General features: G+C 58.5%; 15 protein-coding genes. 8 read left to right on the top strand and 7 right to left on the bottom strand.

The genetic code is table 11. The features are described from left to right. Nucleotides 1-2: 2 nt before the first annotated feature. Nucleotides 3-2,087, bottom strand: a complete 2,085-nt coding sequence (locus GWA01_RS08895) for an FUSC family protein (protein WP_244945719.1) — start codon at nt 2,085-2,087, stop codon at nt 3-5. A gap of 82 nt (nt 2,088-2,169) precedes the next feature. Next, nucleotides 2,170-2,586: a hypothetical protein gene (locus GWA01_RS08890; protein WP_146796564.1), complete on the bottom strand. Its 417-nt coding sequence runs from the start codon at nt 2,584-2,586 to the stop codon at nt 2,170-2,172. A gap of 203 nt (nt 2,587-2,789) precedes the next feature. On the opposite strand from GWA01_RS08890, the gene ykgO reads away from it, so the two are divergent. The 3 genes from ykgO (at nt 2,790) to GWA01_RS08875 (ending at nt 3,899) form a co-directional block, all read left to right on the top strand. Beyond that, a complete protein-coding gene (gene ykgO, locus GWA01_RS08885) occupies nt 2,790-2,915 on the top strand; it encodes a type B 50S ribosomal protein L36 (RefSeq protein ID WP_146796558.1) in 126 nt (41 codons plus the stop codon). Nucleotides 2,916-2,932: 17 nt separating this feature from the next. Further along, nucleotides 2,933-3,589: a tetratricopeptide repeat protein gene (locus GWA01_RS08880; protein WP_244945718.1), complete on the top strand. Its 657-nt coding sequence runs from the start codon at nt 2,933-2,935 to the stop codon at nt 3,587-3,589. A 61-nt stretch (nt 3,590-3,650) separates the two neighbouring features. Next, nucleotides 3,651-3,899 (top strand): hypothetical protein, encoded by a 249-nt coding sequence (locus GWA01_RS08875; RefSeq protein ID WP_146796544.1) that lies wholly within the window; start codon nt 3,651-3,653, stop codon nt 3,897-3,899. Nucleotides 3,900-3,920: 21 nt separating this feature from the next. Here the strand turns inward: GWA01_RS08875 and GWA01_RS08870 are convergent, their stop codons facing one another. Continuing rightward, entirely contained in the window at nt 3,921-6,161 is a 2,241-nt protein-coding gene (locus GWA01_RS08870; RefSeq protein WP_146797732.1) for a primosomal protein N', read from the bottom strand. Nucleotides 6,162-6,194: 33 nt separating this feature from the next. On the opposite strand from GWA01_RS08870, the gene GWA01_RS08865 reads away from it, so the two are divergent. Together GWA01_RS08865 and GWA01_RS08860 are read left to right on the top strand one after the other, a co-directional pair. After that, nucleotides 6,195-7,148, top strand: coding sequence for a tyrosine recombinase XerC (locus GWA01_RS08865; RefSeq protein ID WP_146796540.1), 954 nt, complete (start codon nt 6,195-6,197; stop codon nt 7,146-7,148). 13 nt (nt 7,149-7,161) lie between these two features. After that, nucleotides 7,162-8,067: a retroviral-like aspartic protease family protein gene (locus GWA01_RS08860; RefSeq protein WP_146796534.1), complete on the top strand. Its 906-nt coding sequence runs from the start codon at nt 7,162-7,164 to the stop codon at nt 8,065-8,067. A 74-nt stretch (nt 8,068-8,141) separates the two neighbouring features. On the opposite strand, the gene GWA01_RS08855 is transcribed toward GWA01_RS08860, so the two are convergent. Continuing rightward, complete coding sequence (locus tag GWA01_RS08855) at nt 8,142-8,543, bottom strand: ectoine synthase (RefSeq protein WP_146796528.1); 402 nt, start codon at nt 8,541-8,543, stop codon at nt 8,142-8,144. Nucleotides 8,544-8,632: 89 nt separating this feature from the next. Between GWA01_RS08855 and GWA01_RS08850 the strand changes: the two genes are divergently transcribed. The 3 genes from GWA01_RS08850 (at nt 8,633) to GWA01_RS08840 (ending at nt 11,718) form a co-directional block, all read left to right on the top strand. Next, nucleotides 8,633-9,418 (top strand): meso-2,3-butanediol dehydrogenase, encoded by a 786-nt coding sequence (locus GWA01_RS08850; protein ID WP_146796524.1) that lies wholly within the window; start codon nt 8,633-8,635, stop codon nt 9,416-9,418. A 146-nt stretch (nt 9,419-9,564) separates the two neighbouring features. Next, on the top strand, nt 9,565-10,053 hold the full coding sequence (locus tag GWA01_RS08845; protein WP_228118559.1) for a GlcG/HbpS family heme-binding protein: 489 nt from the start codon (nt 9,565-9,567) through the stop codon (nt 10,051-10,053). Between the two features lie 477 nt (nt 10,054-10,530). Continuing rightward, complete coding sequence (locus GWA01_RS08840; RefSeq protein WP_146796518.1) at nt 10,531-11,718, top strand: GGDEF domain-containing protein; 1,188 nt, start codon at nt 10,531-10,533, stop codon at nt 11,716-11,718. 78 nt (nt 11,719-11,796) lie between these two features. On the opposite strand, the gene GWA01_RS08835 is transcribed toward GWA01_RS08840, so the two are convergent. The 3 genes from GWA01_RS08835 to GWA01_RS08825 form a co-directional block, all read right to left on the bottom strand. Further along, entirely contained in the window at nt 11,797-12,291 is a 495-nt protein-coding gene (locus GWA01_RS08835; protein ID WP_371858435.1) for a hypothetical protein, read from the bottom strand. A 72-nt stretch (nt 12,292-12,363) separates the two neighbouring features. Further along, nucleotides 12,364-13,761 (bottom strand): ammonium transporter, encoded by a 1,398-nt coding sequence (locus tag GWA01_RS08830; protein WP_146796512.1) that lies wholly within the window; start codon nt 13,759-13,761, stop codon nt 12,364-12,366. Then, nucleotides 13,761-14,099 (bottom strand): P-II family nitrogen regulator, encoded by a 339-nt coding sequence (locus GWA01_RS08825; RefSeq protein ID WP_186819523.1) that lies wholly within the window; start codon nt 14,097-14,099, stop codon nt 13,761-13,763. Before GWA01_RS08825 ends, GWA01_RS08830 begins: the two co-directional genes overlap by 1 nt. Nucleotides 14,100-14,221: the final 122 nt, after the last annotated feature.

Here is a 14,221-nt window from a genome sequence, read left to right as displayed (position 1 = left end):
GCTCACCACCGCTTTCGCCCTATTCCATAACGGTGAACTGCATACCGGGTGCTCAGCAGCCTCTGCCGGACAGCCTCCAGCCCCCCGATGCAATTGACCAGAAGAACCACTTCGTGAGGCTTGGAAAGCGATAGCCGCTGAAGAAATTCATGCTGAAGATCCGGAATTTCTGCCTCCAGAAGACCCAACCTGTCATGGGTCAAAGCTTCCCGCGCTGACCACACCAGAGGCCTGATTTCCTTCACGGCCATAGCCTGCGTCAGATACAGCTGAACACGGGCAAGAGTGCTGGAAAGGTCCTCTAATTCCACGAACCTGTCGAAAACCCGCTCATTGGCCCGGCGCTTTTCCGGCAGGCGCTTCGTCCACAACAGAAACTGGCTAAGGCGGTCATATTTTCGGCTCAGAAGGCGTGGCCCCATGGGCTCGCCACGACCATCCAGCTGATTTTCAAGGTCGCGCGCAATTGCCACCGCAACTCTAAACCGGTGCTGCTTTGCCGTAGGCGGCCAAAGCAGCACCAGCAGAATGAAAGACATGATCGCGGCCAAAAAGTAGAACGTGTTGCGGCTGATAAACGCCATCGGGTCATAACTGTGATGATTTCCCAGCCCCAGAAAGACCAGAAAAAACACCCCGTAGTTAAATCCTATGGCCGCGGTTTTGGGATTGATGAGCAGAACACAGGCGATAATGGTCTGGGGCAGCAGAACAGCAGCGAGCCCGATCAGTGTTCCCACATGCGGCAACATCCAGAAACCCATAATGGCGGCCGCTGCAATACCAAGAGGCGTTCCGATCATCGCGCCCTTACCATATTGAGCCGTATCGAGCGCTGTGGAGGCCAGCGTCAAAACGAGCGCTACCTGAGACAGCGCCGTATAGGCCATTGGCTGCCCCGAACTAATGCACAACCCTGCCGCAATGCTAAAGCCGAGCAGAACCCGGAACGCATTGATAAAGGCCGTGATATAGTCCGGATTTCGCTCCAGCTGCGCAAGTTGGAGTGCCTCTCCCGCAGGTGCAGCCCGCAGCAGCGTGTTCATGCCGGTGCGAATATGCAGGCGGTTGCTGATCAGGGTTGAGCAGCGCTCCAGAAAATAAGCATCCTGTGGCGTCGGCACATAATCCGGCTCGTCGGCTCGGATTTCCATGAGCAGCGTTTCAAGTGTTTCCTGCCGCGTTCGACCGTCTTCCTTGCGCTCATGCCATTCCCGCGCCTTGTGGATCGCAATCTCCGAAATGCCGCCTTCCTTCAGCAGCTGCGCGATGGCACGACTTGATGTGAGGACCGTCAGCATCCCGATAATACTGAGACGCGCACCCGCCATACGCAGGCGCCCCTTGTCCAGCTCAGTGCGTGCGTAGGAAATCTGGGTCAGCAGGGAGAGGATTTCAGAGGCGAGCGCCGATGTTTCCATCGTCGAGGGAATGAGTTCTCCCATAATGGCTGAGCGTCCGATCCGGCGGATCCTGTTCGCCAGATGCCCCATGCTATCTGCAAGCTTGCGCCATGCCTGTGGAGATGCGGCAATGATATTGACCACCGCCACCGCAACAACACCAATTGCAACGGTAGAAGCGCGCGCCATCGCCACGTCAAAAATATTCTGCGGCTTATCGACACTGACGACCGCCACAAGCGCCACCATATATCCCGCCAGAAGCGCACCATAGGAGCGGAAGTCACGCTCCAGCGTCCCCACAAAGGCACAGGCCGAAACCCAGAGCGCCACACCGCCGAGAAACATCCCCCGGTCCTGGCTGAAAAGCGAAACCAGCAGGATCGAAACGCCCACGGCAAGGGCTGTTCCCAACAAACGATAGAATGCTTTGGAGAGAGCCTGCCCACGCAGGGGCTGTGCCAGAATCATCACGGTCACGCCCGCGCTGGCAGGCGTATCAACCTGAGCCCAGAAGGCCACGGAAAGGGCAACGATAACGGAGACCCATGTCCGCAGACTGAACTGAAGCCAGCCGGGCCTGAAAACTGTCTGAAGCATCAGAATCAGAAAAGGGGCACGACCAGTACTGGCGGCTCTTTCATTCTCTGCTGTTTCATCAGGTCTACCCTTGCTCTCCTTCACGGACGAGAAAGTTACCCTACCCCGATGACGACAAAAGCCCCCCTCACGAAACCGCGAGAGATGTGTTTATAAGTTTCTGGAATTATTCCCCTGCGTCGGGGAGCGTATCACAGGCCTGAGCGAGCTTTCCCTTTTCGCCGTCTGGCGAGCGGCACAACCTGCGGGCATCGGCACCACACATGGTCGCCACATCCTCCATGTCCGAGGCCACAACGTCCCGCGCAACACCCAGATCCTGATTGTTGTTCTTGGCTTCCTGCTGGGCGAGCTGATCCTGGGATGTATGCATTTCCTTGAGCGCATTGATGCAGGAATCGCTGGCCGAGTCGGGATCGGACTGCAAAACTTTCAAGATCTTGTTGACGGCAATGCCCTGCGCATTGATGCCGGGATCATCGTCATTCGTTTTTGCGCCACCATCATCAGAGGCATGCGCCGTGACTGGAGCAGCAAAGGAGACGGCCAGCAGCATGGCGGCCAGAAGAAGGCGCTTGTTCATTCCGGTACCCTAGGGCAAAATCAGGCACCAAGAAAGACTCCTCTGCCCTGCTGGCCTATGACTTTTTATCGCGCTTCAGGCACCCGAAACCCGCACTCCGCTTGACTCTCCGGAGGCTGGCCGGTATGCGAGCCGTTCTTTCGCGGGCACGTCAGCCCTGCAACCCGGTCCGTCAGGGCCGCACCACCGTGAGAGCCTGAGCAATGAAGATCCGCAACAGCCTGAAATCCGCCAAGATCCGTGACAAGGACTGCCGCGTCGTCCGTCGTCGTGGACGCATCTATGTCATCAACAAGAAGAACCCACGCATGAAGGCTCGCCAGGGCTGAAACCCTTGCACAGCCGGGTGACACAACGGCGCTGGCTGTTTGCTGGCGCTGTTCTGCTGTCCAGCCCGGCAGTAGCGGTTGCAAAACCGCAAGCCAGTGCGCCGCTTCCCGCCGCACCACCTGCTGCACAATCAGCAAGGCCGGTTGCAAAGGAAGCACCAGACACCCATCCAAAACCCGCCCGCAAAACCCTGCATGATCGGCTCCTCGCAGCCGAAAAAGCACTTGCCATGGCCGGGAACGAAAAGGATGCGCGTCAACTCTCCGACCATGCTGAAGAACTCCGAAGCCGCGCTCTCACGGGTGCAGTCCGCATGCTTGTGTCCGACGCACAGGATGCCCTGCAAAAGCACGAGTTCCAGACGGCGGAAGACAACCTGACAGCTGCCATCACGCTGCAACCGGACCAGCCTGTACTACGCCGCCAGAGAGCTGCCGCACGCATTGAGGCGGGCGACAGCAACGGCGCAGTCGCGGATCTTGCGGTCACACTCCAGGCCGATCCGGGAGACCCGGACGCCTGGGCGCTGCTGGCAGAAGCCGAACGTGAACGCCATGAACCGGAAGCCGCATTAAGAGCATTCCATCAGGTGCTGCTCCTGGACCCCAAGACCCCTCACGCAGACGATCAGCTCAAAAAACTACAAAAAGATGTGGACGGTCAGGCAGACTGAAGGGCAACCCCTTGTTTTCCAGCGTGTTCATTCCCTGATTCCCAAGGACAGGAGAAAACACATGAAGAAATGCAATACCCCGACCGCACAGAATGTTGCCGGTGAAGTCGCCAAAAAGCAGAGCTGCTGTACCAAAATGAAAAACTGCTGCCAGCATATGGGTCGCGCCCGTGAAGTTGGCATGGCCGGAATGACAGCCCTCGCCATGTTCGGACCAAAGCGTTTCCGCCCCTATTTCCAGCATATTCTTGCCGTCATCACAGTCGTGACCGCAACCGTGCAGTTCTTCCGTCGTCGCAAGGAAGGCTGATCTTGCGCGTCAGACCCGGTCTCAGAGAAATGAGATCGGGTCGATATCAACATCCACGCGTGCGCCGCCAGCAGGCCGGATATCGGCTAGCCATTTCCGCAGCAGCGGCTGCACGGCGATCCCTCTGACAGTCCGCAGCAGCAGCCTCCGCCGATGTCGTCCCCGCAGAACCGCAAGCGGTGCAGGCGCCGGTCCAAGAACCTGAACACCTTCACATTCCGGTGCCGCCAGAGCGATTTCCCGCGCCAGAGCATCCGCTTTCGCCCCATCAGGCGCACTGATGATCAGCGCCGCCAGTCGACCGTAAGGTGGCCAGAACCCTGGGCGACGCTGCGCCGACTCCTGATCCATGAACGCCTGAAAATCATTGGAGACCAGCGCCGTCATGACCGGATGCTCTCCAACATAGCTCTGCAGCAATACACGTCCGGGGCGCTCCGCACGCCCGGCCCGGCCCGCGACCTGATGCAGTAACTGGACTGTCCGCTCTGCCGCACGCAGGTCCCCGCCGCCAAGGCCCAGATCCGCATCCACAACACCCACAAGTGTCAGGTTGGGAAAGTGCCAGCCCTTCGCCACGATCTGCGTGCCGATGATGAGATTGACCTCGCCATCCGATATTCGGCGTACCGCTTCTGCCGTAGCGGCAGGGGAGCCCAGCGTGTCGGATGCCATCACCAGGATCTTCGCATCGGGAAAGCGCATCTTCGCTTCCTCGGTGATCCGCTCGATCCCCGGACCGATCGGCACCAGACTATTCTCCGCATGACACTCCGGACAGGAGTTGGGCAAACGTTCCGTATGACCACAGTGATGGCAGGTCAGAATACCGCGAGCACGATGCTCCACGAGCCACGCAGAGCAGTTCGGGCACTGCATCCGGTGCCCACATGCCCGACAGAGCGTTAGCGGCGCATAGCCCCGGCGATTGAGAAACAGCATCGCCTGTTCCTGCGCCCGAAGCGTGGTTTCAATCGCCTCACACAACACCGGGGAGAGAAACAGACCCCGCTCCGGCGGATCATGACGCATATCCACGAGTTCAACGTCCGGCATGGCCGCTCCGCCGTGCCGAGACGTCAGCAGTTCATGGCGATACCGCCCGGTCTCCACATTCGCCAATGTCTCAAGAGAGGGCGTGGCCGAAACGAGAATGGCGGGAGCATCAGCCAGACGTGCCCGCACCACGGCCATATCCCGACCATGATACATGACGCCTTCTTCCTGCTTGAAAGCACTTTCGTGCTCTTCGTCCACCACAACCAGACCCAGATCATTGAACGGCAGGAACAACGCCGAACGTGCTCCCACCAGCACCCGCGCCGATCCATCAGAAATGGCCGCCCATGTTTCTCGACGCAGCTTCTGCCCAAGATCCGAATGCCAGACGGCAGGCGCCGCCCCGAAACGGCGAATGAACCGATCCGTCCACTGCGCCGAGAGTGCGATTTCCGGCAAGAGCACCAGAACCTGACGCCCCTCATCCAGACATGCAGCCACAGCTTCCAGATAAACCTCGGTCTTGCCAGACCCCGTGACCCCCTCAAGCAGCGTCACCTCAAATCTGCTTTCCCGCACCGGCCGACATAGATGCGCGGCCGCTTCCGCCTGTTCTTCGGACAGAACAGGCGCGCCGTACCCGGGATCAGGTGTGGCAAAAGGTGCGATCAACGGGATAAGAGCCTCCCGCAGCAACCCTGCAGCCGCGAGCCCCCGAATAACAGCAGAACTGGCACCACTTTTGGACGAGAGGTCTGCGGTGCTCATGGGAATTTCAGACGCGACATTGAGGACTGAGCGCCGCGGCGGCGTCATACGCAGATCGCCCTCAGGAGCTTCCGTGCGCACCCAGCCAAGCGTTGGTTTAGGAGCGTCCTTGAGATGAATACGCGTTGCCATTGCAAGAACGAGGCCGGGCGGCGTCAGGGTATAAGCGGCAACCCAGTCCACAAACCGGCGAAGGCTGTGAGGAAGCGGACGCACGTCCAGCTTTGCCCCAACAGGGCGAAGACGCTCCAGCGCGATCTCGCGCCCCGGAGGTGCGGCGAAGTCGGATGGCACCGTGCTCGTCTTGTCCCAGACACAACCAACCACTTCGCGTTTGCCAAGTGGAATGGAAACAAGCTCCCCCGGTTCAAGAGGCTCGGGAGCCAGATAGTCCAGCGGGCCGGGAAAAGGCAGCGGGACAAGCACCGGAACGCGGGTTCCAGTGGGATGCGGCTTTCGCCGGGCGTCAGGCTTGGGTAGGCTTCCAGTTGCCATGACTGTGTGTAACGCCCCCGGACCTGAAACGCCATGATGGCTCTTGATGCCCTCCGTGAATGGACGGACTGGCTGGCGCATGAAAAGCGCTCCAGCCCTCGTACGATCGAGGCTTATCGCCACGATATCGTCCTCGCGCTGTCTTTTTTCGAACAGCATATCGGCGGGGAAGTGGACCTCACGGCACTGAACCGCCTCTCACTCACGGATCTGCGCGCCTGGCTCGCACATGAAACAGCCCGCAGCGAAAAGCCAACGCGCCGTGCCACCAATGCCGACTCGCGCTCCCGGTCCCGCGCACGTCGCGTTTCAGCTCTGCGATCGTTTTTTCGGTATCTCACCGTACGACATGACCTTTCGAACCCCTCTCCCTCTCTGCTCGCCACCCCCAAACTGAAAAAACGCCTCCCACGCCCATTGGGACGGGAACAGGCCCTCGCCGCGCCCGGTGGCATTTCAGACGATGCCGAAACAACCCTCGCTTCCCTACGTGACAAAGCACTGTTCACCCTTCTTTACGGAACAGGTCTGCGGATCGGGGAGGCACTAGCGCTCGATATTCGAGACCTGACAAACGCGGGCGAAAACATGCTTCGGGTAATGGGGAAGGGTGGCAAGGAACGCCTTGTCCCCCTTCTGCCCGCGGTGCAGGACGCCATCGCGGGATGGACGGCCGCACACCCTGCCCCCACACCTGATGCACCGCTCTTTTGTGGCGTACGAGGCGGGCGCCTGAACGCAGGCGTTGCCCAGCGTGCGATGCGGGAATGGCGCAAGGGCGAAGGCCTGCCAGACTCCGCAACTCCCCATGCCCTGCGGCATTCATTTGCCACTCATTTGATGGAAGGGGGGGCCGATCTTCGCGCCATTCAGGAACTCATGGGCCACGCCAGTCTTTCAACGACTCAGGCCTATACGCTGGCAGATGAAAAACGACTGCTCGACGTCTGGCGCAACGCTCACCCCCGGGCACAGGAAAAGCCGTGAAGATCACGCCGCAATGACCCACTCCCCGGCCATCATCCTGTTTCTCCTGGCCCTACTTCCCATTCCGGTTCATGCCGCACCTGCCCTCTGCCAGCTTCAGGAAGCAGCAACATTACCTTTGCGTGATGATGGCGGATATCTGAGCATACCCGTCACGATCGCTGGTCAAGATGCCTCCATGATCGTTGACACAGGATCAGAAGGCAGCCTCATGACGCCTGAAGGCGTGGCGATGCTGCGCCTTTCTTCCGATCCCGCACACCACACCATCATGCAGGGCCCAAACGGCACTCCACATCTGGCGCCAAACGTGCGGGTGCAGGATCTGCGCCTTGGAAGCCTGCATCTCGGAGACGGCTCGATGCCCGTGGGCGCCCTGCCCGGATCTCCCATGATACAGCCGCGCATTATGGGCTTGATCGGCGGGGACATCCTCGCGGATTACGATGTGGAATTTGATGTGCGTCACCACCGGCTCATCCTGTGGCAGGTCCATCTCGGCTCCAGCGCTTGCAGACCGCCCCCTGCATGGCAAGGACGCTGGCAGACTATTGAGGCCCACAAACAAGACGCGCGCCTCACAGCATCTTTCACACTCGATGGCCTGAGCGGCACAGCCCTGCTCGATAGCGGGGCACGGTCTCATATCGTCAGTACGGACTTCGCACACGCGCTGGGCCTGACAGACCAGCGGCTGGCTCTGGATCCAGGCGGTATGACGGCGGGGGTGGATCTGCATGAGCGCGTGTATCGCTGGCATCGTTTCAAACGATTCGACATGGGCGGGATGGTCTGGGCACGCCCCGTACTGACGGTCGCACCCGTGCATGACCACGCCGACATGCTACTTGGTGCGGACTGGTTCGCCCGGCACGACATCTGGCTCTCCTATGCGATGGAGCGGATTTTCGTCCGCTGAAGGCGCCTGTCATCTGTTGCAGGATAGCTCTGAGAAGGACGGACGACTGACAAGACGCCCGTCCCAGAACTTTCTTAAAGTGTCTCGCGCCCGATCAGTGACGGGCCATAACCACCCGTCTCAGGAACTTCATCGCCATAGATCGGCGGATTGAAGACACAGATCATGATCAGGTCTCCCCGCAGGGCACGGACAATATGCTCGTCATGGCGTTCCAGCGCATAGAGCGTTCCGGGAAGAAGCGTCCATGTCGTACCGGAGGCAATGTCCAGCACTTCGCCTTCCCCAGACAGACAGTAATTCGCCTCACGATGATGACGATATCGCAACCGCAGCTCAGTACCCTCACTGATGACGGTTTCATGCAGCGAAAAACCCATCCTGTCCCGCCCCGTCAGAAGGCGCGTGGTCTCCCAACCTTCCCCGCGGGCTTCAGCGTCTGTTCCGTAGAGTGATGCCTTGTCTCGAACGATCATCGGTCCTCTCCCATGATGCATGGAAACCATACTGACTCCGAACCTTGCCAAGGGTTGCACGTAGAACCTCTCAAACGAAAGGATATTCCATGCCAATTCAGGGTCTTTCACGCTTTGCTGGCCAGGTTGTACTCGTAACAGGAGCAGCTTCCGGCATCGGCCTCGCAACCGCCCGACGCTTCGTTCAGGAAGGGGCATCCGTCATATTTGCAGACCGCGACAAAAATGCCCTTGATGGCGCCATATCCGGGCTCAATCCCCTCCATGCTGTCACGTCCCTGACCGATATCTCGGTCCCGCTGCAGGTCGAAGCGATGATCGAAACCATCATTGCGCGTTTCGGGCGGCTGGATGTGGTGGTGAACAATGCCGGCGTCACCACACCAGGCACCGTTCTCGACAGCGGCCTCGATGCCTGGCTCAAGGTCTGCTCCACAACCCTCACAGGCACAATCGATGTCAGCCGGAGTGCACTTCCTCACCTGATCGAAACCCGAGGCTGCATCGTCAATACTGCGTCCGTCTCAGGCACCGGCGGCGACTGGAACACTGCGTACTACGATGCGGCCAAAGGCGGCGTCGTAAGCCTGACCCGTGCCATGGCGCTTGATCACGGCCGCTCTGGCGTGCGGGTCAATGCAATCTGCCCGTCCGTCACGCACACAGGCATGACTGCGGACATGCTGAAAAAAAACCCGGAATTCGTAAAGAAATTCGAAGACCGCTCGCCTTTGGGGCGGGTCGGGCAGCCCGAGGATATGGCAGCCGCCATTCTGTTCCTTGCCAGCGCCGACGCCGCTTACATAACGGGCGTCATGCTTCCGGTAGACGGCGGGGTTTCAGCCTCCAACGGACAACCCGCTTTTCCAGCCTGATGCACTACACCCCTCGCCGCGCACCATTTCGTGCGTCACAGTTTTTGTCGTTGCGAGGCGCAGGTTCCGGCCACATGCTTCAGGCCGGAACCCGAACAGGAGCAGACCCGATGTCTCTAGCGTATCGACTGACATTATCCGCGCTAATGGTGGGTTCAATACTTGGCTGTGGCCTGCCCGCACAGGGGCATGTCATCACAACCCCCAAACTGGACTGGTCCACAGCCGAAAAGCTTGCCGCCGAAGCCGTCAGAACCTGTGCGGCGCAGGGATATTCAGTCACCGCGACGGTGGTGGATACGACCGGTCACGAACAGGCAGTCATCAAAGGCGACACGGTGCCGCTACAGTCGCTGTCTGTATCCTATCGTAAGGCATACACTGCCTATGCGTACGGCCTGGCATTCAACAAAAACACAACCAGCGAACTGATCGCCGCAAAAGTCACCGGCCCAGCGAATGGGGCTTTGAATACGATCCCCGAAGTTCTGTTCGTTCCCGGGGGCGTCCTTTTACGAAATGCAGCAGATAACAGCGTTCTGGGGGGCCTTGGCGTTTCCGGTGCGCCGGGTGGTGAAAAAGACGAAGCATGCGCAGTCGCTGCAGTCACCAAATTCAAAGCCGAGCTTCGCTGAGCGCCACTCCCGGATGGAACTGTCCAATCGTCAAACCAATACAGCACTTTGCTGCATGCCCTCAAAGCCAAGAATCCTTTAGAGAACCCTGCCGCCCCTCTCCTGATACCGAAACGAAAACTGTGGAGGCAGGATATTTCTCGCAAACAGACAGGCTAAAATACTAGAAAATGTAACGATTGAAAATCACTCATAAAACGCTGATTTTCAGATATTTTATATGTTTTAACAGTGATCATAACATAGAGGATCAAAACGGATTTTTCATTAATCCAACCGGAAACAAAAATATTCTTAACTGCGGGCAAAAAAAATCCTGTATTTTTTGGTTTCAAAACATTACTAGCGCCACAGCCATATGACTGAAAAGAGTGCTATCAGACCTTTCATTGCGGCCCGTTTCCATACTCGGCATCGTTGCTGCCAAATCCCAGAACTGTAGCCTCCCCGAGCTACTGGAATCCGATTTTCACTCCGATGATACTCGATCCTCCGACCCTGTTTGGCTGTAGCACGATTGTTTTCCTGTTATTCGGTTTCTACTTCGTCCTTGCAGAGGAAAGCACGGACAAGCGGAGGCAGTCCTTCTGGTACGCCTGCCCCTTCCTGATCGGCGGCGTCTCTTCAATGTTTCTGACAGCCGCCGCCATACATAAAGGCGGCTGGAGGCTTATCGTCGCGAATCTGCTGTGTATGATTGCATATGCCGCAGCGTGGCAGGCAATCAGGGTCATGGTCGGCTGGAAACCACGCATGGCCGCGGCCCTGATCCCCTGCGCGCCATACCTCGCAATATCCATTCTTGCAGGTGAAACCGGGCTCCTCCACGTCATAAGCTGCGCGGCCCGTGTCCTGCTGATTTCAGGCTATACAGCGTGTGCGGCATGGAGTCTGCGGAAGAGCAGCCTCACACTCTCTACAAGTGAGCTTCACCTTTACCGAATACTTTCTACATACGTCATAATTTATTTCACAATGGCAGTACTAACGCCATTTCTTCCTGAGCCGTTCGGATCTTTACCCCGGACACTGCGCGCAATTACTGCATATAATCTGATCAGCATCATTGAAATCATCATGGTAGCACTCGCCATGATTGCCATTCCACGTGAGCGCGTGGCAGCCAAACACCGGCAGCTTACGCTGCGTGACCCGCTTTCCAACGCAGGCAACCGCAGGGCAATGGACGAGTGGATGCAACAAAATGACGAATCAAACAGCCCCGGAGCCGTACTCGTCCTCGATATCGATCATTTCAAAGCCATCAACGATGCCTACGGCCATGCAACCGGAGACCAGATCATCATCATGATGAGCCAGATCTGCGAACACGCCCTGCCATCGGAAGCATCCTTCTTCCGCGTCGGTGGAGAAGAGTTCGTCGCGATCCTGTTCCAGTCACGCATCAAGGACGTGCAGATCATCGCGAACAGGATGAGAGAAGCCTTCAGCCGGGAAACGGTAATGGTCAACGATCAGCCCGTGAAGGCCACGCTCAGCGTTGGTGGGGCGGTCCGGCTCTCCCGGGACACGTCCTGGCCGGAACTGCTTTCACACGCTGATGCAGCACTTTACACTGCCAAACGTAGCGGCAGAGACAACGTCTTCATCGCTCCACATCCCGTGATGCCCCTGAGAGACACGGCCTTAAAGATTGCCGTATAAAAAACCCCCTCCCCGCAGAAGCGGAGAGGGGGTTGTAACCTCACAGGTCCAAGAGGCTTTAAAAAGCCCCAGAGCGCATTACTGGGCGCCCTTCAGATGCGTGTTGCACTCGGACCAGTATCCGCCACCGCGCTGGATCCACTTGAGGCTTCCATTACCGCCCGTTGCCTTGTTGGCGTTGTATTGCGCAACGCAGGTTTTCTGACGGGCACGCCCCGCAGAAAGCTTGGAGAATTCAGGGGAAATCGCTGTCGGGAACACGACATTCCCTGAAGCTGCGACGGGAGCCTTGGCAGGCGTTGCAGGTGCCACTGGAGCTGCCGGAGCTGCCGGAGCTGCCGGAGCTGCCGGAGCTGCCGCTGTAGCGGGTGACGTCGCATCTCCACAATGAGCTGCCTTGTAGGCCTTGTAGGCCTGGCCATTCAATGTTCCACCAGCCTTGGCGGACGCGAACGCCGCGCGGCATTCCTTGGCCGTCATGGCGTGAACAGGCATGGCGACAGTAGCGCCGGCCACAAGAGCAGCGGCGCATGAGAGGCGGGCAAGTGTACGGCTCAGAGCCATGAGACACATCCTTGTGCGGGAAAGGAAGGAAGACAGGAAAGCCGCCGCATACGGCTTACCCCCTCTAACAGAAAACCGGGATCAATTGATCCGCTCACCGTGCAGAACCATGTCGAGGCCTTCAAGTTCCTCTTCCGGCGTTACACGCAGCCCCATCAGCGCATCAATGAGCTTCAGGATGGCTGTCGTCATGATAACGCACCAGATGATCGTGACACCCACAGCCTCGGCCTGAAGCCAGAGCTGATGCAGACCACCCACGGTACCAGCAGGATTTGCGGAGGTTGCGGAAAGAGGGCCGTATGCCAGCAACCCCGTAAGAAGAGCACCAACGATGCCGCCTGTTCCGTGGACGCCAAAAGCATCCAGGCTATCATCATATCCAAGACGATGCTTGAGCATGGTCGAGCTCCAGAAACAGACCGCACCCGCAATCAGACCAATCAGAACAGCACCGCCCGGAAGCACGAAACCAGCGGCAGGCGTGATGGCGACAAGGCCCGCAATCGCACCAGAAATGATACCCAGTGCCGTAGGCTTTCCTGTGCGGGCCCATTCAACAAGCATCCACGCAACGCCACCGGCCGCAGCGGCCACCTGTGTCGTGAGCATCGCCATGCCAGCACGACCATTGGCACCCAGCGCCGAACCTGCATTGAAACCGAACCAGCCAACCCAGAGCAGAGAAGCGCCGATGATGGCGTAGGTCAGGTTGAACGGAGACATGTCTTCATGGCGCAGGCCACGGCGTTTGCCGAGAATGATGGCACAAACCAGCCCGGCCACACCGGAATTGATGTGAACAACCGTCCCACCCGCAAAATCGACTGCACCCAGACCAGCCACCCAGCCAATCGGACTCCAGACCCAGTGTGCAACAGGCGCATACACCAGAAGCGACCAGAGAACCGTGAACACGCAAAGCGCAGAAAACTTCATACGCTCGGCAAATGCACCGGTGATGAGCGCAGGTGTGATAATCGCAAACGTCATCTGGAACAGAAGATAGACGCTTTCCGGGATCGTCATCGGCACGGGGTTTGCAGACCCAGCCCCCAGCGTAAACGCCCCATCGACACCATTCGTGAAGCGATCGGCCACACCACGCAGCAGCGCGTGCGAGAGATCACCGATCCACGCAGTGCCAGTGGAGAATGCCAGGCTATAGCCCAACACCATCCAGACGAGGCTCGCGATGCAGCAGATCGCGAAAGACTGGATCAGCGTCGCCAGAACATTCTTCTTGCGGACCATACCGCCATAGAAAAGCGCCAGACCGGGAATGGTCATCATCAGCACAAGCGCAGTGCTGATGAGCATCCATGCTGTGTCGCCCGTATCAATCGCAGGAACTGCGGCAACTGGCGGTGCGACGTTTCCTGCAAGAGGAGCGCTGTCCGGCGCCGCGAGAGCCAGACCCGGCAGAAGCAACAATCCGCTGCCCAGAATTCCACAGCCGGAACGTCGTGAAAACTGCATCAGAGCGCTCCCTCTCCGGTCTCGCCCGTACGGATACGGATGAGCTGTTCCACCTCGGACACCATAATTTTGCCGTCGCCGATTTTGCCTGTACGGGCTGCGGCCATCACAGCCTCCACGACATCTTCCACAACCGCATCCGCCACAACGATCTCGATCTTGAGCTTGGGCAGGAAGCTCACGTGATACTCGGCACCCCGGTAAATTTCGGTCTGGCCTTTCTGGCGACCAAAACCTTTAACTTCGGTAACCGTGAGCCCCTGAACCCCGAGTGGCGTCAGTGCTTCACGGACGTCATCGAGTTTGAAGGGTTTGATGATGGCGGTAACAAGCTTCACAGCGGGGATGTCCTCATACGATCTGGGCGGCGTCCGGGAAATATAGCGGAGATCGTGCCAGTTTCCCAATGATCTAGGCAAGAGGTTGCATCACCTGAATGCCAGCCCTTTCGTTACGCGGG

This window comes from Gluconobacter wancherniae NBRC 103581 (genome assembly GCF_007988885.1).
Classification (GTDB): domain Bacteria; phylum Pseudomonadota; class Alphaproteobacteria; order Acetobacterales; family Acetobacteraceae; genus Gluconobacter; species Gluconobacter wancherniae.
This window is presented reverse-complemented; position numbering and strand designations above follow the sequence as displayed.

What these genes read in the sequence shown, in the direction of transcription:
- GWA01_RS08890 (WP_146796564.1), bottom strand. Translation starts at nt 2,586, where the DNA reads ATGAACAAGCGCCTTCTTCTGGCCGCCATGCTGCTGGCCGTCTCCTTT.
- ykgO (WP_146796558.1), top strand. Translation starts at nt 2,790, where the DNA reads ATGAAGATCCGCAACAGCCTGAAATCCGCCAAGATCCGTGACAAGGAC.
- GWA01_RS08875 (WP_146796544.1), top strand. Translation starts at nt 3,651, where the DNA reads ATGAAGAAATGCAATACCCCGACCGCACAGAATGTTGCCGGTGAAGTC.
- GWA01_RS08870 (WP_146797732.1), bottom strand. Translation starts at nt 6,161, where the DNA reads ATGGCAACTGGAAGCCTACCCAAGCCTGACGCCCGGCGAAAGCCGCAT.
- GWA01_RS08865 (WP_146796540.1), top strand. Translation starts at nt 6,195, where the DNA reads ATGATGGCTCTTGATGCCCTCCGTGAATGGACGGACTGGCTGGCGCAT.
- GWA01_RS08860 (WP_146796534.1), top strand. Translation starts at nt 7,162, where the DNA reads ATGACCCACTCCCCGGCCATCATCCTGTTTCTCCTGGCCCTACTTCCC.
- GWA01_RS08855 (WP_146796528.1), bottom strand. Translation starts at nt 8,543, where the DNA reads ATGATCGTTCGAGACAAGGCATCACTCTACGGAACAGACGCTGAAGCC.
- GWA01_RS08850 (WP_146796524.1), top strand. Translation starts at nt 8,633, where the DNA reads ATGCCAATTCAGGGTCTTTCACGCTTTGCTGGCCAGGTTGTACTCGTA.
- GWA01_RS08845 (WP_228118559.1), top strand. Translation starts at nt 9,565, where the DNA reads ATGGTGGGTTCAATACTTGGCTGTGGCCTGCCCGCACAGGGGCATGTC.
- GWA01_RS08840 (WP_146796518.1), top strand. Translation starts at nt 10,531, where the DNA reads ATGATACTCGATCCTCCGACCCTGTTTGGCTGTAGCACGATTGTTTTC.
- GWA01_RS08835 (WP_371858435.1), bottom strand. Translation starts at nt 12,291, where the DNA reads ATGTGTCTCATGGCTCTGAGCCGTACACTTGCCCGCCTCTCATGCGCC.
- GWA01_RS08830 (WP_146796512.1), bottom strand. Translation starts at nt 13,761, where the DNA reads ATGCAGTTTTCACGACGTTCCGGCTGTGGAATTCTGGGCAGCGGATTG.